A 19,426-nucleotide genomic window follows, 5' to 3' on the forward strand; every position below is an offset into this window, starting at 1 on the left:
GCTTTCCTGACCGCGCTTGCCGCACGTGTGTGACGTGCTCGCGGCCTCGCCATGCTGTCATCCGCACGTACCGTGGCGATATGGGTGTCGCGACGGATATACGAAGCCGGCCGTGGGCGGCGAAGGTGGTCGCGGCGGTGTCATGCGCGAAGGCCGGGAGGAGCGGAAAGAGGAACGTGTCGCTGTTCTGGCGGATCTTCTCGCTCAACGCCGCCGGCCTGGTCGTGGCCACCGCACTGCTGCTGGGACCGGTCACCGTGTCCACGCCCGTCCTCCCGGGAGAGGCGCTGATCCTGCTGGCGGGCCTCACCGCGCTGCTGGCGGGCAACGCGGTCGTCCTGCGCATCGGGCTCACCCCGCTGCGCCGGCTCGGCCGGGCCATGGCCACCGCCGACCTGCTGGTGTCCGGGGCCCGCCCCACGGTCGCCGGACCGGCCGAGGCGGCGGAGCTGATCGCCACGTACAACACGATGCTGGACCGGCTCCAGGCCGAACGGGCCGCCGGCGCCGGCCGCGCGCTCCAGGCCCAGGAACGTGAACGCCACCGCATCGCCCGCGAGCTCCACGACGAGGTGGGGCAGACCCTCACCGCCGTCCTCCTGCAACTGAAGCGGGTCGCCGACCGGGTCCCCGGTGACCTGCGCGAGGAGGTGTCCCTGGCTCAGGAGGCCACCCGGGCCGGTCTGGACGAGATCCGCCGCATCGCCCGCCGCCTGCGGCCCGGGGTCCTCGAGGAGCTGGGTCTCGCCAGTGCCCTGCGCTCGCTCGCCGCAGAGTTCACCCACCACGGGCTGACCGTCCACCACCACGTCCACGGTGACCTGCCCCGGCTCGGCCCGGAGGCGGAACTCGTGATCTACCGGGTCGCTCAGGAGGGCCTGACCAACACCGCCCGCCACGCCTCCGCCCACCGCGCGGAACTCAGCCTCCGGCCGCTGCCCGACGGTGTCGAACTGCTGGTCCGCGACAACGGCACCGGTCTCGGCGCGGCCCCCGAGGGCGCCGGCATCCGGGGGATGCGCGAGCGGGCCCTGCTGACGGGGGCCGATCTCCGCGTCGCCCCCGCCCCCGGCCGGGGCACCGAAGTACGCCTGCGCGTCCCCGCCCCGAACCGGGGACCGCACGGCGGGTACCAGTCCCCACCCGCAACTCCAGCCCCCGCCCATCCCGCCCCCGCACACCCCGTCGGCGACCGCACCGCAGAACGAACCGGAGACCGCCCCTGATGCCCCCACGGCCCCCGATCCGCGTCCTGCTCGCCGACGACCACACCCTCGTGCGCCGCGGGGTGCGCCTCATCCTGGACGGCGAACCGGACCTGACCGTCGTCGCCGAGGCCGGTGACGGCGCGGAGGCGGTGTCCGCGGCGCGGGCCACCGAGGTCGACCTCGCCGTCCTGGACGTCGCCATGCCCCGCATGACCGGTCTCCAGGCGGCGCGCGAACTCTCCCGCCGCCTGCCCGAGCTGCGCATCCTCATACTGACGATGTACGACAACGAGCAGTACTTCTTCGAGGCCCTCAAGGCCGGTGCCTGCGGATACGTCCTCAAGTCCGTCGCCGACCGCGACCTCGTGGAGGCGTGCCGCGCCGCCGTGCGCGACGAGCCGTTCATCTACCCGGGCGCCGAGCGGGCCCTGGTCCGCTCCTACCTGGACCGCCTGCACGGCGGCGGCGGCCTGCCCGAGCGGCCCATCACCGAGCGGGAGGAGGAGATCCTCAAACTGGTCGCCGAGGGCCACACCTCGAAGGAGATCGGCGAGCTGCTGTTCATCAGCGCCAAGACGGTGGAACGCCACCGTGCGAACCTCCTCCAGAAGCTGGGCGTCAGGGACCGCCTGGAACTCACCCGGTACGCGATCCGCGCGGGCCTCATCGAGCCCTGAGCGCCAGGCGCTCCCCGTCCGGCCGCCCGCTCCGAACAGCCTCTGACCAGCCGTGTCCCCCGTCCCGGCCGTCCGTCGCCCCGGTTGTCCACAGGCGGCCCGGGTCATCGCCGCGGACCGCCTACCCTTATTGCCATGAGCAGCATCGACCGGAGCCAGTCAGTGGGCGGCACGCGCACCTACGAAGTACGCACCTACGGGTGCCAGATGAACGTCCACGACTCCGAGCGATTGTCCGGTCTGCTGGAGGGCGCGGGCTACGTGCGGGCCCCGGAGGGTGCCGACGGCGAGGCGGACGTCGTCGTCTTCAACACCTGCGCCGTCCGGGAGAACGCCGACAACAAGCTGTACGGCAACCTCGGCCACCTCGCCCCGAAGAAGGCGAGCCGACCCGGGATGCAGATCGCGGTCGGCGGCTGCCTGGCGCAGAAGGACCGCGACACCATCGTGAAGCGGGCCCCCTGGGTGGACGTCGTCTTCGGCACGCACAACATCGGCAAGCTGCCGGTGCTGCTGGAGCGCGCCCGAGTCCAGGAGGAGGCGCAGGTCGAGATCGCCGAGTCCCTGGAGGCGTTCCCCTCCACGCTGCCGACGCGCCGCGAGAGCGCGTACGCGGCCTGGGTCTCCATCTCCGTCGGCTGCAACAACACGTGCACCTTCTGCATCGTCCCGGCGCTGCGCGGCAAGGAGAAGGACCGGCGCCCCGGCGACATCCTCGCCGAGGTCGAGGCCCTGGTCGCCGAGGGCGTCTCCGAGATCACCCTGCTCGGGCAGAACGTCAACGCGTACGGCTCCGACATCGGTGACCGGGAGGCGTTCAGCAAGCTGCTCCGCGCCTGCGGGTCGATCGAGGGCCTGGAGCGGGTCCGCTTCACCTCTCCGCACCCGCGCGACTTCACCGACGACGTCATCGCCGCCATGGCCGAGACGCCGAACGTGATGCCGCAGTTGCACATGCCGTTGCAGTCCGGCTCCGACCCGGTACTGAAGGCGATGCGCCGCTCCTACCGCCAGGAGCGCTACCTGGGCATCATCGAGAAGGTGCGGGCCGCCATCCCGCACGCGGCGATCACCACCGACATCATCGTGGGCTTCCCCGGCGAGACCGAGGAGGACTTCGAGCAGACGCTGCACGTGATCCGCGAGGCCCGCTTCGCGCAGGCCTACACCTTCCAGTACTCCAAGCGTCCCGGCACCCCGGCCGCCGAGATGGACGGCCAGATCCCCAAGAAGGTCGTCCAGGAGCGCTACGAGCGTCTCGTCGCCCTCCAGGAGGAGATCTCCTGGGAGGAGAACAAGAAGCAGGTCGGCCGCACCCTGGAGCTGATGGTCGCCGAGGGCGAAGGCCGCAAGGACGGGGCCACCCACCGCCTCTCCGGCCGCGCTCCCGACAACCGCCTGGTGCACTTCACCAAGCCCGACCAGGAGGTCCGCCCGGGCGACGTCGTGACGGTCGCGATCACCTACGCCGCCCCGCACCACCTGCTCGCCGAGGGCGAGGTGCTCGGCGTGCGCCGCACCCGCGCGGGCGACGCGTGGGAGAAGCGCAACGCGGCCGAGAAGGCGAAGCCCGTGGGCGTGATGCTGGGCCTGCCGAAGATCGGCGCCCCCGAGCCCCAGCCCGCCGTGGCGAGCGGCTGCGGCTGCGACTGACCGCACGGAGGACGGCGGCCGACCGCGGGTGGGGCGGCCGCGGACGCGGGACGGGACTACGCTGCCGATCATGCTTGTCGCCGCCGCTGTCTGTCCCTGCCCCCCGCTCCTCGTGCCGGAGGTCGCCGCGGGCGCCGCACCCGAGCTGGACGCCGCACGGGCCGCGTGCACGGACGCGCTGGGTGTGCTCGCGGCCGCCCGGCCCGACCGGCTGGTGGTCGTCGGACCCGGTGACGGCCCCGGACCGGAGGTCTTCCCCCAGGGCACGCCGGGCTCGTTCCGTGGCTTCGGCGTGGACACGGACGTGCGCCTGGGCCCGGAGGCCGGTGCGCGGACCGAGCACACGGCGCGGGAACTGCCGTACGGGCTCGCCGTCGGCGCCTGGCTCCTCGGACGGACCGGGTGGGCGGAGGTCCCCGTCGAGGGCGTCGGCGTGGGCGAGTCCCTTCCCGCCGGGCGCTGTGCCGACCTCGGACGGGAGGTCGTGGCAGGGGGCGGGAGGGTGGCGCTGCTCGTGCTGGGCGACGCCAGCGCGTGCCGCACGCTCAAGGCTCCGGGGTACCTCGACGAGCGGGCGGCACCCTTCGACGCCGAGGTGGGGCGGGCGCTGGGAAAGGCGGACGTGGCCGCCCTGGCGGCGATGGACGTGATGCGGGCCCGCGAGCTGAAGGTGTCCGGCCGGGCGCCGTGGCAGGTGCTGGCGGGCGCGGCGGAGGGTGCCGGTCTCGCCGGCGTACTGCTGTACGAGGACGCGCCCTACGGGGTGGGTTACGTCGTGGCCGCCTGGTCGTAGGGAGGCGCCGGGAGGGCCGGGGAGGCGTGGCAGGCGGCCGGAGGGAGCGCGGCAGACCGCGGGGCATCGGCGGGGCCTCCCAGGGCATCGGCCGTGCGCGAGCGGGCGGACGGTCCGGAGCGTGCCGCTCGTGACCGTCCGCCGCCGCGGTGGCGGTGACCCGTGTGCGGGCCGATGCCCGGGGCGTACTCGGGCCGCACCCGGTCAGGAAGCAGGCGGCGGACCGGCGGGCGGGGTGCCGCCCGGCGTGCCCGGCGCGCCTCCGCTGCCGTCCGTGCCGTCGGCGTCCTTGTGGGCGAGGCGGTCCATGGCGCCCTTGGCCCTGCCGGTGCCGGTCTGGATCCGGTCGCTGTACTTGCCCTTGGTCTTCTCGTCCACGGTCCTCGCCACCTTGTCGAGACCGCGGTCGATCTTGTCCCCGTGCTGCTGCGCGAGGTCGGTGACCTTGCCCTTCGCCGGTTCCAGCTTGGCTTTCAGATTGTCCAGGAGACCCATGGTTCGCCTTCCCTCACGGAAGCAGTCAGGTGCGGGCGCCCTTGTCGGCCTCGTTGTCGACGGCCTCCCCGGCGGACTGCTGCTTGGGGATGCCGACGCTGTCCGAGTCGGCGGCCTCGTCGGCCTCCGCGGGCTGTGCCGTGTTCCGGGGGCCAGCGTCGGCCGTCTCCGCGGTCTCGGCCGCGCCTTCCTCCGCCGCGCGCTCGGTGTCCGGGGTGTCGGCCTCCGTCTCGGCGACCGGTGCCTCCTCGGAGGTCTTCGACTTCTGGAAGAACCGTGCAAAAACGCCCATATCAACTCCATACGTTACTCGTGCGGGCGAAATCCCGCGGCATCCGGTGCGTCCGTTTGCGTGGCCGGGGCCATGGCCCCGGTGATCCGGGGAGCGGGAACCTCGAACGAGCAACGACCCCGGACCCGCACCGTCACGTAACTCGTTCGAGGGCGGAGAGAGAGGTTTGCGAGACTGGTGCGGTGAGCAGCGCGCATCCCGCCCCCCGAGTCATCGCCGTCGTCGGACCCACCGCGGCCGGAAAGTCCGATCTGGGCGTTTTCCTGGCCCAGCGGCTCGGCGGCGAGGTCGTCAACGCCGACTCCATGCAGCTCTACCGTGGGATGGACATCGGCACCGCCAAGCTGACGCCCGGGGAACGCGGCGACGTGCCCCACCACCTCCTCGACATCTGGGACGTCACGGTCACGGCCTCCGTCGCCGAGTACCAGCGGATGGCGCGGGAGCGGATCGACGCCCTGCTCGCCCAGGGACGCTGGCCCGTCCTCGTCGGCGGCTCCGGTCTCTACGTCCGCGGCGCCGTCGACAACCTCGAGTTCCCCGGCACCGACCCCGAGGTCAGGGCCCGGCTGGAGGAGGAGCTCGCACTGCGGGGCCCGGGTGCGCTCCACGCCCGGCTGGCCGCGGCCGACCCGGAGGCGGGCCGGGCCATCCTGCCGGGCAACGGGCGCCGGATCGTGCGCGCCCTGGAGGTGATCGAGATCACCGGCAGGCCCTTCACCGCCAACCTCCCCGGCCACGACTCGGTCTACGACACCGTGCAGATCGGCGTGGACGTGGCGCGCCCCGAACTGGACGAGCGCATCGCCCTGCGGGTCGACCGGATGTGGGAGGCGGGGCTGGTCGACGAAGTGCGCGCACTCGAGGCCCGGGGGTTGCGCGGGGGGCGTACGGCGTCGCGCGCGCTCGGCTACCAGCAAGTGCTCGCGGCCCTCGCCGGCGAGTGCACGATGGATGAGGCGCGGGCCGAGACCGTCCGTGCCACCAAACGCTTCGCGCGCCGTCAGGATTCGTGGTTCAGGCGCGACCCGCGGGTGCATTGGTTGAGTGGGGCTGTGGCGGATCGCACGGAACTTCCGCAGCGCGCGCTGTCGTTGGTCGAACGACCGGTTACAGCCTGATCACGTGATGGCATCGGGACGCCCCGGCCGTCATCGCGGCCTTCGGCGGCGTGCCATCATCGAGCTTCGATCGACCGAGTGAGTCCTAGTTGGGAGGGCGCGTGGCGATGGAGGCCGGCCCTCGCGACACCGCACCGAGTACCGAGCACGAGCCCGCCGACCCCGACGGGCCGGAGCCGGCCGGAGCCGCTCTGAGCCCCGACGGACCCGACGAGACGCCGGCGGGTGTGGCGGCCGACGGTCCGCAGCCCGAGGAGATGTACCCGGACGAGGTCGAGGTCGAGCTGCGCCCGCAGCGGCGACTGCGGATCTGGCAGCTCGCGCCCATCGTGTGCCTGGCCGCGGTCGGCTCCCTGATGTTCGCCTTCCCGCTCGCCTTCGACTTCGGCGACAGCGGCGCCGTGATCGCGATGCTCGGACTGCTGATCTGCTCCTGCGCGGCGGGCTGGGGCATGATGGCCGCCCGCCGGGTCGGCTACACCTGGCCGGGCCTGCCGCAGCGCGGCTCGGGACGCCGGGCCGACTGGCGGGTGATCGCGGTCTACGTCCTCGCGGTCGCCGCCGTGGTCGTCCTGGCCGTGTGGCGGGTGGCCCGCCTGCGCGGCTGACCCGGCGCACAGCCGCGGGTCCGGCGGCACCCCGTCCCGTTCCCCGTCCGCGGCCGGGCCGACCGGCGCGTGCCGTCGCGGCGCCCGCCCCCGTCGTCCTGTCGTCGCCACCCCGTACGATCGAGGAATGAGCACGCGGATCGCCTTCCTCAAGGGCCACGGCACCGAGAACGACTTCGTGATCGTCCCGGACCCGGAGAACGCCATCGACCTGCCCCCCGCAGCGGCCGCGGCCCTGTGCGACCGCCGCGCGGGCATCGGCGCCGACGGGCTGCTGCACGTGGTGCGCTCCGCGGCGCACCCCGAGGCCAGGAGCATGGCGGCCGAGGCGGAGTGGTTCATGGACTACCGCAACGGCGACGGCTCGGTCGCGGAGATGTGCGGCAACGGCGTCCGGGTCTTCGCGCGCTACCTCCAGCGTGCCGGACTCGCCACCGAGGGCGACCTCGCCGTCGCCACGCGCGGTGGCGTGAAGACCGTGCACATCGCCAAGAACGGCGACATCACCGTGGGCATGGGCCGCGCGCTGCTCCCCGAGGGCGACGTCTCGGTGAGCGTCGGCGAGCGCAGCTGGCCCGCGCGGAACGTGAACATGGGCAATCCGCACGCGGTGGCCTTCGTCACGGACCTCGGCCACGCGGGCGACCTGTTCGCCCCGCCGCCGTTCGAGCCCCCGACCGCCTACCCGGACGGGGTGAACATCGAGTTCGTCGTGGACCGCGGCCCGGGCCACGTAGCGATGCGCGTGCACGAGCGCGGCTCCGGGGAGACCCGCTCCTGCGGCACCGGCGCCTGCGCCGTCGCCGTCGCCACCGCCCGCAGGGACGGCGCCGACCCGGCCGTCACCGGCACCCCGGTGACCTACACCGTCGACGTACCCGGTGGCACCCTGGTGATCACCGAGCACCCCGACGGCGAGATCGAGATGACGGGCCCCGCGGTGATCGTCGCCGAGGGCGAGTTCGACGCAGACTGGATGGAAGGGGTACTCGGCTGAACCACAGCCCGGTCCAAGACACTCAGTGCGAAAACGTAAACCCTTGGTCCATCGCTCGAATGGGTGATCCGTTTCACGCTCGGCGAGAGGCGGTCAGCCGCACGTGATGGGCTCGATAGCATCAAGCACCGGCCCGGACGGGGGACCGACACCATCCCCTGAGCCGTGTCCGCCCTGGGATACCCCGTCCGCCGGTCCGCGCAGCCGGAGGTGCCCATGAATGCGGAGGCCGTGAATCCAGCGAGCCCAGGCCCGATGACGCCCGCGGTCGCCGGCGGCGTCGCGCCGTCCGCGCCCCGCCGGAAGTCCCGCCCCCGGATCGACCTGCGCCGCCTGGGCCGCGCCGCACTGCTCGGCTCCACCGCCCGCGGCCGGCTGCCCGACGCCATCGGCCACGTCGTCGAGGCCCACCGAGCCCACCACCCCGACGCCGACCTGGACCCGCTCCGTCGCGCCTACGTCCTGGCCGAGTCCTCGCACCGCGGCCAGATGCGCAAGAGCGGCGAGCCCTACATCACGCACCCCCTCGCCGTGACTTTGATCCTCGCGGAACTGGGCGCGGAGACCACCACGTTGACCGCCTCCCTCCTCCACGACACGGTCGAGGACACCGAGGTGACCCTCGACCAGGTGGGCGAGGAGTTCGGCGCCGAGGTCCGCTATCTCGTCGACGGCGTCACCAAACTGGAGAAGGTCGACTACGGCGCCGCCGCCGAGCCCGAGACCTTCCGCAAGATGCTCCTCGCCACCGGCAACGACGTCCGCGTGATGTCGATCAAACTCGCCGACCGGCTGCACAACATGCGCACCCTCGGCGTCATGCGCCGCGAGAAACAGGAGCGCATCGCCAAGGTCACCCGGGACGTGCTCATCCCGCTCGCCGAACGGCTCGGCGTGCAGGCGCTCAAGTCCGAGCTGGAGGACCTCGTCTTCGCGGTCATGCACCCCGAGGAGTACGAGCACACGCGGAAACTGGTCGATGAGAACGCCGCCCGCGCGGACGACCCCCTGGCATCGGTCGCCGACGAGGTGCGCAAGGTGCTGCGCGAGGCCGACATCACCGCCGAAGTCCTCATCCGGCCCCGCCACTTCGTCTCCGTCCACCGCGTCTCCCGCAAACGCGGTCCGCTGGGCGGCGCCGACTTCGGCCGTCTCCTGGTGCTCGTGCAGGAGGATGCCGACTGCTACGCCGTCCTCGGCGAGCTGCACACCTGTATGACGCCCGTCGTCTCGGAGTTCAAGGACTTCATCGCCGTTCCCAAGTTCAACCTGTACCAGTCGCTGCACACCGCGGTGGCCCGCGCGCACGACGGACAGGTCGTCGAAGTCCTCATCCGCACCCACCAGATGCACAAGGTCGCGGAGGCCGGCGTCGTCGCCCTCGGCAACCCCTACGCCCAGCCGCCGGAGGAGCAGACCACGGGCGACGGCGAGCGGATCGACCCGACCCGGCCCGGCTGGCTGTCCCGGCTGCTCGACTGGCAGCGGGGCGCCCCCGACCCCGACACCTTCTGGTCCACCCTCCGCGAGGACCTCGCCCAGGACCGCGAGATCACCGTCTTCCGCCCCGACGGCCGGGCCCTGGGCCTCCCCGAGGGCGCGACCTGCGTCGACGCCGCGTACGCCCAGTACGGAGAGGACGCGCACGCCTCCATGGGCGCCCGGGTCAACGGCCGTCTGGCGACGATGAGCACGGTGCTCCGGGACGGTGACACCGTGCAGCTCCTGATGGGCCAGGACCCGGCCTCGCAACCTTCCCGGGAGTGGCTGGAGCACGCCCACACGCCCGCCGCGCGGATCGCCATCCAGCGCCGGCTCGCCTCCCACCCGGAGCCGGAGCCGGAGCCGGTGTCGGCCGCCGAAGCGGAGCGGGCCTCCGAGAACCCCGAGAACTCCGAGGGCTCCGAAGGCTCCCTCTCCGGCGACGCGCCCGCCGCGCGCCCCGCGGTCGACGGGCCGGCCCTCCGCCCCGCGTCCGCCGACGTCCTGGTGGACCTGCCGGGGGCGACCGTACGGCTGGCCGGCTGCTGCACCCCCGTGCCGCCCGACGAGATCACCGGCTTCGCCGTGCGCGGGGGAGTGGTGACCGTGCACCGCGCGGAGTGCGCCGTGGTCGCGCGGATGAAGAGCGCGGGGCGCCCGGAGGTCGGCGTGGGCTGGGGCGAGAGCACCCAGTGCCGGGTCACCCTGCTCGCCGAATCGTTCGGCCGCCCGCACCTCCTCGCCGACCTCACCGAGGCCATGGCCCTCGAAGGCGCCGAGATCGTCTCCGCGACCGTCGAGCCCCCCGACCGGCAGCGCGTACGCCACAGCTACACCGTCCTGCTCCCGGACGCGGCCCGGCTGCCCGCCCTCATGCGCGCCATGCGCGACGTGGCCGGCGTCTACGACGTGAGCCGGGCCCAGCCGCAGACCACGGGCGTCTGAGCCGTACCCCACCGGGGCCGAGCCACGAGCAGGGCGGGCCGCACGGGGCCGAGTCGTCAGGAGGCTGAGCCGCACCGGTCCGAGTCGTCAGAGGGCTGAGCCGCACCGGGCAGGGCCGGCCCCGGCGGCCCGGACCTACACGTTCGGGTGTCCCGGGCGCGCGCCGTCGCCGCGACGCACGCGCGCGTTGATAGCCGTGAGGGATGCCGCACACCCCGCACACCCCGACTCCGCGCCGCCCCGGCCGGGCCCGCCGCCGGCTCAGGCTCGCCGCGCTGCTCGCCTCGGCCGTCTCCGTCTGCCTGGTCGCCGCGAGCGCCCCGCCGGTCCCCCTCGGCGTGGGCGACCGCCTCTTCCCGCACCTGGGCAACCCCGGCTACGACGTGGCGGCGTACGACCTGTCCTTCACCTACACCGGCAGCAACAGCGAGCCGCTCAAGGCCGTCACCACCATCGACGCCCGGACCACGGCCGACCTGGACCGGGTCAACCTCGACTTCGCCCACGGCACGGTCGACTCCGTCCAGGTCGACGGCGAGCCCGCCGGATTCGCGACGGCCGGCGAGGACCTCGTCGTCACGCCCGAGGACGCGCTCGACGAAGGCGAGTGGACGCGCATCACCGTCCGGCACACCAGCGACCCCGTCTACTCCGAGGACCGCGAGGGCGGCTGGGTGCGCACCGCCGACGGCCTCGCCATGGCCAACCAGGCGGACGTCGCCCACCTGGTGTTCCCCTGCAACGACCACCCCTCCGACAAGGCGCGCTTCACCATCCGCGTCACCGCCCCCGACGGACTCACGGCCGTCGCGAACGGCCTGCCGGCGAGTGTGGAGAGCGACGGCGGAGCGACCACCTGGACGTACCGGCACGACCACCCCATGGCCACCGAGCTGGCCCAGGTGTCCATCGGCCGCTCCACCGTGCTGCGCCGCACCGGCCCGCACGGACTGCCCCTGAGGGACGTAGTGCCGACCGGGCACCGCGCGGCGCTCGAACCGTGGCTGGCGAAGACCCCTGACCAGATCACGTGGATGGAGGACAAGGTCGGGCACTACCCCTTCGAGACGTACGGCCTGCTCATGGCCGACGCCACCACCGGATTCGAGCTGGAGACCCAGACGCTCTCCCTCTTCGAACGGGAGTTGTTCACCGAGCCCGGTTACCCCGAGTGGTACGTCGAGTCGATCATGGTGCACGAACTGGCCCACCAGTGGTTCGGCAACAGCGTCGGCCCCGCCACCTGGTCCGACCTCTGGCTCAACGAGGGCCACGCCACCTGGTACGAGGCGCTCTACGCGGAGGAGACCGCCGACAGGCCCATGGAGGCGCGTATGAAGGCCGCCTACGGCGCCTCCGACCGCTGGCGTGCGAAGGGCGGACCGCCGGCTGCCCCGAAACCGCCCACGTCCGGCAGCAAGACCGGCATCTTCCGGGCCAACGTCTACGACGGCGCGGCCCTCGTGCTCTACGCCCTGCGCCAGGAGATCGGCCGCACCGCCTTCGAGCGCCTCGAACGGACCTGGGTCGCCCGCCACCGGGACGGTACCGCGACCACCGCCGACTTCGTCCGGCTCGCCTCCGAGGTCTCCGGCCGTGACCTGGGCACCTTCCTCCAGGGATGGCTGTACGGCCAGAAGACCCCGCCGATGCCCGGCCACCCGGACTGGAAGCCCACCGCGACCGACCAGGCGCCGGCATCGGCACCGGTCGCGGCCGGGGCGCACGGGGAATATGCCGGTGACGAGACGGCCCGTGCCGTGCGACCATCTTCGCGGCGACACGGTGCGGGCCGCGGGAATCTCCCCGGTGGCTCGTGCGTTGTGCACAGTGATGCGGCATGAGTGCCGCACGCCACACTCCAGCTACGTAAGGATCCAATGACCTCCTCTTCTTCCCCCTCCCAGGACACCAAGCGTCTCGCGCAGACCTATCCCGAGGGCCTCCGGGCCGATGCCCTGATGGAAGAGGACGTCGCCTGGAGCCACGACATCGCGTCCGAGTGGGACGGCGAGCAGCTCGACCGCGCCGACCGCGCGGCCCTGCGCCGGGTGGCGGGCCTCTCCACGGAGCTCGAGGACGTCACCGAGGTCGAGTACCGCCAGCTCCGTCTGGAACGGGTCGTCCTCGTCGGCGTGTGGACCTCGGGCACGGTGCAGGACGCCGAGAACTCGCTCGCCGAGCTCGCCGCCCTCGCGGAGACCGCGGGCGCGCTCGTGCTCGACGGTGTCGTCCAGCGCCGCGACAAGCCCGACGCCGCCACCTACATCGGCTCCGGCAAGGCCGAGGAGCTGCGGGACGTCGTCCTCGACACGGGCGCGGACACCGTCATCTGCGACGGTGAGCTGAGCCCGGGCCAGTTGATCCACCTCGAGGACGTCGTCAAGGTCAAGGTCATCGACCGTACGGCCCTGATCCTGGACATCTTCGCCCAGCACGCCAAGTCCCGAGAGGGCAAGGCGCAGGTGGCGCTCGCGCAGATGCAGTACATGCTGCCGAGGCTGCGCGGCTGGGGTCAGTCGCTGTCCCGTCAGATGGGCGGCGGCAAGGGCGGCGGCCTCGCCACCCGTGGCCCCGGTGAGACCAAGATCGAGACGGACCGGCGCCGGATCCGCGAGAAGATGGCGAAGATGCGCCGGGAGATCGCGGAGATGAAGACCGGCCGCGAGATCAAGCGCCAGGAGCGCAAGCGCCACAAGGTGCCGTCCGTCGCCATCGCGGGCTACACCAACGCGGGCAAGTCCTCGCTGCTCAACCGTCTCACCGGCGCGGGCGTGCTGGTCGAGAACGCGCTGTTCGCGACCCTCGACCCGACGGTGCGCCGGGCCGAGACGCCGAGCGGCCGGCTGTACACGCTGGCGGACACCGTCGGCTTCGTCCGGCACCTGCCGCACCACCTGGTCGAGGCGTTCCGCTCCACGATGGAGGAGGTCGGCGACTCCGACCTGATCCTGCACGTGGTGGACGGTTCGCATCCGGCTCCGGAGGAGCAGCTGGCCGCCGTGCGCGAGGTGATCAGGGACGTCGGCGCCACCGACGTGCCCGAGATCGTCGTGATCAACAAGGCCGACATGGCGGACCCGGTGGTCCTCCAGCGGCTGCTGCGGGTGGAGAAGCGATCGATCGCCGTCTCGGCCCGCACCGGCCAGGGCATCGCCGAGCTGCTCGCCCTGGTCGACAACGAGCTGCCGCGTCCGTCGGTCGAGATCGAGGCGCTCGTGCCGTACACCCGGGGTGGGCTGGTCGCCCGCGCGCACGACGAGGGCGAGGTGCTGTCCGAGGAGCACACCCCGGAGGGCACCCTCCTCAAGGTGCGGGTGCACGAGGAGCTGGCGGCGGAGCTGACGCCGTACGCTCCGGCGCCGCTCGGCTGAGGCACGAACGGCAGGGGCGAGGGCCCGCTTCCCCACGACGGGGGAGCGGGCCCTCGCCCGTGCGGATCACTGACCGCCGTACGTCCGGCGCATGATCTGGTACATCGCCTCCGCCTCCGCCTCCCGGCCGAGCTGCGGGCCCGCCAGCCAGGTGTTCTCCTGGGGACCGGTCGAGGTGTTCGAGACCAGCACCGTCTCGCCGTCCACCACACGGAACCAGCCGTCGCCGGACGAGCCCTCGGTCATGGTGCAGCCGATGCGGTACATCGTCGGCAGCGACGGGCCGAGCGACAGCCGGCCGGGCCGGTCGGCGCACTTGAACATGGTCAGGCCGTTGTAGTGCGAGGCGGCGGGACAGCCCCAGGCGCCCATGCCGGCGATCTCCGTCGCGGAGAGAACGCATGGTGAGGGGACCCCCGTTGACCTACCCGTGAGGGCGGACGTACGGGTGTGTGGGCACACGCGGTGGCGGTGCGGGGCGCTCGCCCTGCGCTCCCCACCGCTCACCACATGCGGTGCCGTGTCTCAGCGCGTGATCACTGGCCGGCGAACTTGCCGCTCACCGCGTCGAACACGCCCTTGGCCTCCTTGCCCAGCCGCGGACCGGCCAGCCAGCCGGCCGTCACCGGGCCGATCGAGGTGTTGGACACCAGCGCGGGCTTGCCGTCGGAACCGGCCGCGATCCAACCGCCGCCGGACGAACCTCCGGTCATGGTGCAGCCGATGCGGTACATCGTCGGGTCGGTGGCGTTGATCGACAGCCGCCCGGGCTTGTCCTCGCACTGGAAGAGCTTCTGGCCGTCGTAGGGCGGCGCGGCCGGGTAGCCGATCGCCTTGATGTTCTCGACCTGCGGCACGGCGGGCGCGTCGAAGTCCACCGGGATCGCCGAACCGACCGTCTCCTCCAGGGACTTGCCGTCGCTGCCCTTCTCCGGCGTCACGTGGATGACGGCGTAGTCGTGCGGGGCGCCGTCGCCGCCCGTCGCTCCGCCCTGCTCGATCCACTGGTCCGAGGTCTGCGCCCAGTCACCCCACCAGACGCCGTACGGGGCGACGTCGTCCTTGGTGGCGTTCTGGAGTTCCTCGTTCGACTTGCCGGCGTCGTTGTACGACGGCACGAAGGCGATGTTGCGGTACCAGCCGCCCTTCTTGCCGGCGTGCACACAGTGGCCCGCCGTCCACACCAGGTTGGACTTGCCGGGGTTGGCGGGGTCCTCCACGACGGTCGCCGAGCAGACCATCGAGCCCTCGGGGGAATCGAAGAGCAGCTTCCCGGCCGTCGCGGCACTGTCGTGGTACTTGGGCGGCACGGCCTGCGCCTCGACCGGCACCGGCTCCGGATCGGTGACGCCCTGGTCACCCGAGAGGTCGCTGTCGTCGACCTGCTGGTCCGGCTGCTCGGCCTCCCGCATCCGGTCCGGGTTCCACAGGTCCTCGATGATCGGGTTGACGAAGTCCTGCGCCTCACGCAGCCAGTCGTCCTTGTTCCAGTTCTTCCAGGCGCCGTCCTTCCACTCGTCGACGTCGATCCCGTGTTCCTTGAGCTTGTCCTTGATGTGCTCCGGGATGCGGATCTCGCCGTTGCCACCGTCCGCGGCGGTCGCGGAGGCGGAGGCGTCGCCGCCCGCCTCGGCGCCACCGGAATCACACGCCGTGGCGGTGAGGGCGAGAGCCGAGACGAGCGCCACGGTGACCGGCACGGGGGAGGTGCTGCGCCGCCCGCGCCCGCGCCTGTGTCCGCGCCCGGTGAAGGACGGCCGTATGGATCGCATGGTGTTGACTCCCCCTGCTGTGAACTGCACTGGAACGGCACCACACACTATTGGTTCGCTGTGGGGGAGTTCCGACGGAACGGCAACGGTTCGGATACAAGCCGTCTGACCTGGCCTGTCGCGCCCAGCGGTGGGCGCCCCGTCCGGAGACACCCGGCGGGCCGGCGGCGTCCCCGACGGATCTCCGGGCAACCCGTAACCCGGCCGACGGGCGGCGGTTGGTAGCGGTGGGGCCCGCTGTCCGGACGCGGTCCCTCGTGCCGTGGGCCCCCCGACACGGTGGCGCGTCTCCGGACAGCCGGGAGGTCGGGAGCCGTGGCGGAATCCGCGTACGGGGGAGCTGCGTTCGGGGGAGCTGTGTCCGGCGGGGCTGCGTTCGGGGATCGGGACGCCGGAGCGGGGCCGGCGGGGCCGGCGGCAGAGGTTGCCGCGCGAGCCCCCGCTCCGCGCAGGAGCGGCCCGGTGCGTGAGCCCTCGGCCCGCACGCACGCGCAAGCCCTCCCGCTCGTGCCGGTCCGGGCTCGGGGGCTCACCATCGAGGGCGCTGACGGCCGCCGCTACCTGGACTGCGTATCGGGCGCCGGGACCCTGCCCCTGGGGCACAACCACCCGGTCGTGCGGGAGGCGATCCGCAGGGTCCTCGACTCCGGGGCCCCCTTGCAGGCCGGGGGACTCACCACTCCGGTGGAGGACGCCTTCGTCACCGAGCTGCTGCGCACCCTGCCGGCCCGGCCGGGCCACCCCCCGCGCGTGCGGTTCTGCGGACCGGCCGGTGCCGAGCCGATCGCCACCGCAGCGGCCCTGGTCCGTGCCGCCACCGGACGGACCCGGATCGTCACCCTCACCGAGTCCGACCACGCCGCGACCACCGACCTCCTGGGTCCCGCCGGCGCCGCGCGACGGCCGGCGGGGGTGATCTTCGCGCCGGTCCGCGGCGCGGCCGGTGTGCTGCCCGCCCCGGAGGTCTGGATGAAGGACCTGCGCCGCGTCACGGCCGAACGGTCCGTCCCGCTGATCGCCGACGAGACCGAGACCGGCGTCGGGTGGACCGGTGCCTTCTGGGCGGTCGAGCACGGTGCCGTCACCCCCGACGTCCTGGTCCTCTCCCACGCGATCGGCGGCAGCCTGCCGCTGGCGGCCGTGGTGTACGCCGACGACCTGCACACCGGAGGGCCCGGCGCCGGCACCTTCCGCGGCAACCAACTCGCCCTGGCGGCGGGCGCGGCCACCCTGGCCCACGTCCGCGAACACCGCCTCGCCGAACACGCCGCCACGTTGGGAGCCCGGGCGCTTGCCCGACTGCGCGGCCTGGCCCAGGAGTTCCGGTGCGTCGGCGTGGTGCGCGGGCGGGGGCTGATGATCGGGATCGAGCTGGTGGCGCAGGCCGAGGGCGCGCGCGAGACGCCCGGCGGCGGTACGGGGGAGGCGTGGGACGTCGTGGGCGGTGGGGCGTTCGGTGGTGCGGGTGACGGGGGGAGGGGTGGTGCGGGTGGCGGGAGGGGTGGTGCGGGTGCGGGTCGTGCGCTCGGTTCCGCCGCCACGGTCGCCGCCGCCGTGCAACGGGAATGCCTGCGTCGCGGGTTGATCGTCGGCCTCGCGGGCCCGGCCCGTGACGTCGTGCGACTGCTGCCGCCGCTGATCATCACGGAGGAGCAGACGTCGGCGGTACTGGAGCGCCTGGCCGACGCCCTGGAAGCGGTCGAGCGCGGTCACGGCGACCACGCCTTACCGGGCGCGGCGCGCGCCGCACGTTGAACTCCGCCGTCCAGCTTCCCGCTCGTCATGAGGACTCGCGTTGCACACCAACCCGCTGCCCGAACGGGCGCCCGCCGACCTCGCCGAACCGCCCTCGGCCGCCGCCGCGGCTCCGGACCGGCACCTCGCCCGGTCCGCGCCGGCCTCCACCGATGGTCCCGCGCTTCCCCGGCAGGCTTCCGCCGACCCCGGCGTCTCCGGCCGGGCCGCCGCTGGGCCCGTACTTCCAGGTCAGGCCTCCGCCGCCCATCCTGCGCCAGTTCCTGTGCTTTCCTCGGCGGCGGCATCCGAGACCCCGCCACGGGCCGATGCCCGGGACGACCTTGCGTCCGACCTCGGGCTCGCCCCCGGCGCCTACCCCGGCCCCGGCCCCTACGCCGAGGCCCAGACCGCCGCTGTGGAGAACCTGCTGCGCTGCTGGGCCCGCGAGACCGGTGCGTCCGCCCCCGGGAGCGGCAGCCTCCGTGTGCCGCTGCCGGCCAGCGGGACCTCCCTGACCGTGCCCGTCCGCTACTGGTCGCCGACAGGCTGCCACCGCTTCGGCCGCCCCCGCCTGGCGGACGCTCCCGCCGCCACGCCCCCGGTGGACGCCGTCGCGCTCGCCGCGCTGCTCGTCCGGGAGACGGCCGGCGGTCCCGGTCCCGACGGAGCCGATCTCGTCGCGCGCGTCGCCGACTCCGTACGCCGCACGGCCGTGTTCCTCCACGAACGCGAACGCGAGCGGGAGCGCGAGCCTGAGTGCGGAGGCGTCCGCGGCGGCGATGACCGGAAGGATGGCCGGGATGAGGGCCGGGACGAGCGCGACGACCGCGGGGTAGGCCGCGATCGCAGCCACCCCGACACCGAAGGCCCCGACCTCTTCCTCACCGCCGAGCAGGCACTCCTCCTCGGGCATCCGCTGCATCCCACCCCGAAGAGCAGGGAGGGTCTCACCGAGGCCGAGGCACGCCGGTACTCACCCGAGCTGCGCGGCTCCTTCCCCCTGCACTGGCTGGCCGTCGCCCCCTCCGTCCTCGCCACCGACTCGGCCTGGACCGAGCGCGGCCGACCGGTCACGGCGCCCGGGCTCACCGCCCGCCTCGCCGGCGACGGCACGGTGCCGCCGGACGGCTACGCGCTACTGCCCCTGCATCCTTGGCAGTTCCGCGCGGTACGGCACCGGCCGGGCACCGCGGCCCTGCTGGACGCGGGACTGCTCAGGGACCTCGGCGTCGGGGGCGGCGACTGGCACCCCACCTCCTCCCTGCGGACCGTCCACCGACCCGGCGCCGCCGCCATGCTCAAGCTCTCGCTGGCCCTGCACATCACCAACTCCCGCCGGGAGAACCTCCGCAAGGAGCTCCACCGCGGAGTCGAGGTCCACCGTCTGCTGCGCAAGGGCCTGTCCCGCCAGTGGCGGGCCGCCCACCCGGACTTCGACATCGTCCGCGATCCGGCCTGGCTCGGCGTCGACGGGTCCGACGGCGGACCCGTGCGCGGGCTCGACGTCGTCATCCGGCACAACCCGTTCCGGCCCTCGGACGACGTCTCCTGCGTCGCCGGCCTCGTCGCGCCGCGTCCGTACGGGCGGACGGACGGCACGGGCCGGAACACCGCCCGCGTCCCGCGCTCCCGGCTGGCCGAGATCCTCACCCGACTCGCCGGCCGGAGCGGTCGCCCACGCACAGCCGTGACCGTCGAGTGGTTCCTGCGCTACCTGCGGCACGTCGTACGCCCCGTCCTGTGGCTGGACGCCCGCGCCGGTATCGCCCTGGAGGCGCACCAGCAGAACACCCTCGTCCTGCTGGATTCCGGCGGCTGGCCGGTCGGCGGCCGCTACCGGGACAACCAGGGCTACTACTTCCGCGAGTCCCGCCGCGCGGAACTCGACGCACGCCTGCCCGGCATCGGCGAGCACAGCGACACGTTCGTGTCCGACGAGGTCACCGACGAGCGCCTCACGTACTACCTCGCCGTCAACAACGTCTTCGGCCTGATCGGCGCCCTCGGCTCCCAGCGCCTGGCCGACGAAGGGCTGCTGCTGGCGGCCTTCCGGGGATTCCTCCGTGACCTGGCCTCGGGTGCCGACCCCCTGCGCTGCCCGCCGGCCGAGCGTCTCCTCGACTCGTCCGTCCTGCGGTGCAAGGCCAACCTGCTGACCCGGCTGCACGGCCTCGACGAACTCACCGGCCCGGTGGACACCCAGTCCGTCTACGTCACGATCCCCAACCCGCTGCGCGCATGAGCGGGCCGCCGCCCGTGGCGTCCCTCCTCC

General features: G+C 73.3%; 15 protein-coding genes and 1 pseudogene. 12 read left to right on the plus strand and 4 right to left on the minus strand.

Annotation, left to right across the window (positions count from 1 at the left end; all coding sequences use genetic code 11):
• The first annotated feature begins 176 nt into the window (after window positions 1–176).
• The 4 genes from AC07FV_RS23610 (at window position 177) to AC07FV_RS23625 (ending at window position 4,331) form a co-directional block, all read left to right on the plus strand.
• Window positions 177–1,226, plus strand: a complete 1,050-nt coding sequence (locus AC07FV_RS23610; protein WP_479089289.1) for a sensor histidine kinase — start codon at window positions 177–179, stop codon at window positions 1,224–1,226.
• Complete coding sequence (locus AC07FV_RS23615) at window positions 1,226–1,885, plus strand: response regulator (RefSeq protein WP_479089290.1); 660 nt, start codon at window positions 1,226–1,228, stop codon at window positions 1,883–1,885. The genes AC07FV_RS23610 and AC07FV_RS23615 overlap by 1 nt, the downstream gene beginning before the upstream one ends.
• A gap of 135 nt (window positions 1,886–2,020) precedes the next feature.
• Window positions 2,021–3,538 carry a tRNA (N6-isopentenyl adenosine(37)-C2)-methylthiotransferase MiaB gene (miaB, locus tag AC07FV_RS23620; RefSeq protein ID WP_384700632.1) on the plus strand — a complete coding sequence of 506 codons (1,518 nt, stop codon included), beginning with the start codon at window positions 2,021–2,023 and terminating at the stop codon, window positions 3,536–3,538.
• A gap of 70 nt (window positions 3,539–3,608) precedes the next feature.
• The gene (locus AC07FV_RS23625) at window positions 3,609–4,331 is read left to right on the plus strand and encodes a class III extradiol dioxygenase subunit B-like domain-containing protein (protein WP_479089291.1); all 723 of its coding nucleotides are present in this window, start codon (window positions 3,609–3,611) and stop codon (window positions 4,329–4,331) included.
• A 204-nt stretch (window positions 4,332–4,535) separates the two neighbouring features.
• Here the strand turns inward: AC07FV_RS23625 and AC07FV_RS23630 are convergent, their stop codons facing one another.
• Together AC07FV_RS23630 and AC07FV_RS23635 are read right to left on the minus strand one after the other, a co-directional pair.
• The gene (locus tag AC07FV_RS23630) at window positions 4,536–4,826 is read right to left on the minus strand and encodes an antitoxin (protein ID WP_479089292.1); all 291 of its coding nucleotides are present in this window, start codon (window positions 4,824–4,826) and stop codon (window positions 4,536–4,538) included.
• Between the two features lie 25 nt (window positions 4,827–4,851).
• The gene (locus tag AC07FV_RS23635) at window positions 4,852–5,118 is read right to left on the minus strand and encodes a hypothetical protein (RefSeq protein WP_479089293.1); all 267 of its coding nucleotides are present in this window, start codon (window positions 5,116–5,118) and stop codon (window positions 4,852–4,854) included.
• Window positions 5,119–5,300: 182 nt separating this feature from the next.
• Here AC07FV_RS23635 and miaA point away from each other — a divergent pair, with 182 nt between their 5' ends.
• The 6 genes from miaA to hflX all read left to right on the plus strand — a co-directional run bounded on the left by miaA (window position 5,301) and on the right by hflX (window position 13,645).
• Window positions 5,301–6,239, plus strand: a complete 939-nt coding sequence (gene miaA, locus AC07FV_RS23640) for a tRNA (adenosine(37)-N6)-dimethylallyltransferase MiaA (protein WP_479089294.1) — start codon at window positions 5,301–5,303, stop codon at window positions 6,237–6,239.
• A 107-nt stretch (window positions 6,240–6,346) separates the two neighbouring features.
• Window positions 6,347–6,847 carry a hypothetical protein gene (locus AC07FV_RS23645; RefSeq protein ID WP_479089488.1) on the plus strand — a complete coding sequence of 167 codons (501 nt, stop codon included), beginning with the start codon at window positions 6,347–6,349 and terminating at the stop codon, window positions 6,845–6,847.
• Between the two features lie 127 nt (window positions 6,848–6,974).
• Entirely contained in the window at window positions 6,975–7,844 is an 870-nt protein-coding gene (gene dapF / locus AC07FV_RS23650; protein WP_479089295.1) for a diaminopimelate epimerase, read from the plus strand.
• A 216-nt stretch (window positions 7,845–8,060) separates the two neighbouring features.
• Window positions 8,061–10,271: a RelA/SpoT family protein gene (locus tag AC07FV_RS23655; RefSeq protein ID WP_479089296.1), complete on the plus strand. Its 2,211-nt coding sequence runs from the start codon at window positions 8,061–8,063 to the stop codon at window positions 10,269–10,271.
• Window positions 10,272–10,474: 203 nt separating this feature from the next.
• The gene (locus AC07FV_RS23660; RefSeq protein WP_479089297.1) at window positions 10,475–12,115 is read left to right on the plus strand and encodes a M1 family metallopeptidase; all 1,641 of its coding nucleotides are present in this window, start codon (window positions 10,475–10,477) and stop codon (window positions 12,113–12,115) included.
• Between the two features lie 36 nt (window positions 12,116–12,151).
• Entirely contained in the window at window positions 12,152–13,645 is a 1,494-nt protein-coding gene (gene hflX / locus AC07FV_RS23665; RefSeq protein ID WP_383645337.1) for a GTPase HflX, read from the plus strand.
• A gap of 66 nt (window positions 13,646–13,711) precedes the next feature.
• Here the strand turns inward: hflX and AC07FV_RS23670 are convergent.
• Both AC07FV_RS23670 and AC07FV_RS23675 read right to left on the minus strand, forming a co-directional pair.
• A pseudogene (locus tag AC07FV_RS23670) lies at window positions 13,712–14,038 on the minus strand (hypothetical protein); the annotation flags it as partial.
• Window positions 14,039–14,181: 143 nt separating this feature from the next.
• Complete coding sequence (locus tag AC07FV_RS23675; protein WP_479089298.1) at window positions 14,182–15,417, minus strand: trypsin-like serine peptidase; 1,236 nt, start codon at window positions 15,415–15,417, stop codon at window positions 14,182–14,184.
• A gap of 462 nt (window positions 15,418–15,879) precedes the next feature.
• Here AC07FV_RS23675 and AC07FV_RS23680 point away from each other — a divergent pair, with 462 nt between their 5' ends.
• Window positions 15,880–17,172 (plus strand): aminotransferase class III-fold pyridoxal phosphate-dependent enzyme, encoded by a 1,293-nt coding sequence (locus AC07FV_RS23680; RefSeq protein ID WP_479089299.1) that lies wholly within the window; start codon window positions 15,880–15,882, stop codon window positions 17,170–17,172.
• Between the two features lie 40 nt (window positions 17,173–17,212).
• Entirely contained in the window at window positions 17,213–19,396 is a 2,184-nt protein-coding gene (locus AC07FV_RS23685) for an IucA/IucC family protein (protein ID WP_479089300.1), read from the plus strand.
• Window positions 19,397–19,426: the final 30 nt, after the last annotated feature.

This window comes from Streptomyces sp. NPDC045956 (assembly GCF_056430705.1).

What these genes read in the sequence shown, in the direction of transcription:
- AC07FV_RS23615 (WP_479089290.1), top strand. Translation starts at nt 1,226, where the DNA reads ATGCCCCCACGGCCCCCGATCCGCGTCCTGCTCGCCGACGACCACACC.
- miaB (WP_384700632.1), top strand. Translation starts at nt 2,021, where the DNA reads ATGAGCAGCATCGACCGGAGCCAGTCAGTGGGCGGCACGCGCACCTAC.
- AC07FV_RS23625 (WP_479089291.1), top strand. Translation starts at nt 3,609, where the DNA reads ATGCTTGTCGCCGCCGCTGTCTGTCCCTGCCCCCCGCTCCTCGTGCCG.
- AC07FV_RS23630 (WP_479089292.1), bottom strand. Translation starts at nt 4,826, where the DNA reads ATGGGTCTCCTGGACAATCTGAAAGCCAAGCTGGAACCGGCGAAGGGC.
- AC07FV_RS23635 (WP_479089293.1), bottom strand. Translation starts at nt 5,118, where the DNA reads ATGGGCGTTTTTGCACGGTTCTTCCAGAAGTCGAAGACCTCCGAGGAG.
- AC07FV_RS23645 (WP_479089488.1), top strand. Translation starts at nt 6,347, where the DNA reads ATGGAGGCCGGCCCTCGCGACACCGCACCGAGTACCGAGCACGAGCCC.
- dapF (WP_479089295.1), top strand. Translation starts at nt 6,975, where the DNA reads ATGAGCACGCGGATCGCCTTCCTCAAGGGCCACGGCACCGAGAACGAC.
- AC07FV_RS23655 (WP_479089296.1), top strand. Translation starts at nt 8,061, where the DNA reads ATGAATGCGGAGGCCGTGAATCCAGCGAGCCCAGGCCCGATGACGCCC.
- AC07FV_RS23660 (WP_479089297.1), top strand. Translation starts at nt 10,475, where the DNA reads ATGCCGCACACCCCGCACACCCCGACTCCGCGCCGCCCCGGCCGGGCC.
- hflX (WP_383645337.1), top strand. Translation starts at nt 12,152, where the DNA reads ATGACCTCCTCTTCTTCCCCCTCCCAGGACACCAAGCGTCTCGCGCAG.
- AC07FV_RS23675 (WP_479089298.1), bottom strand. Translation starts at nt 15,417, where the DNA reads ATGCGATCCATACGGCCGTCCTTCACCGGGCGCGGACACAGGCGCGGG.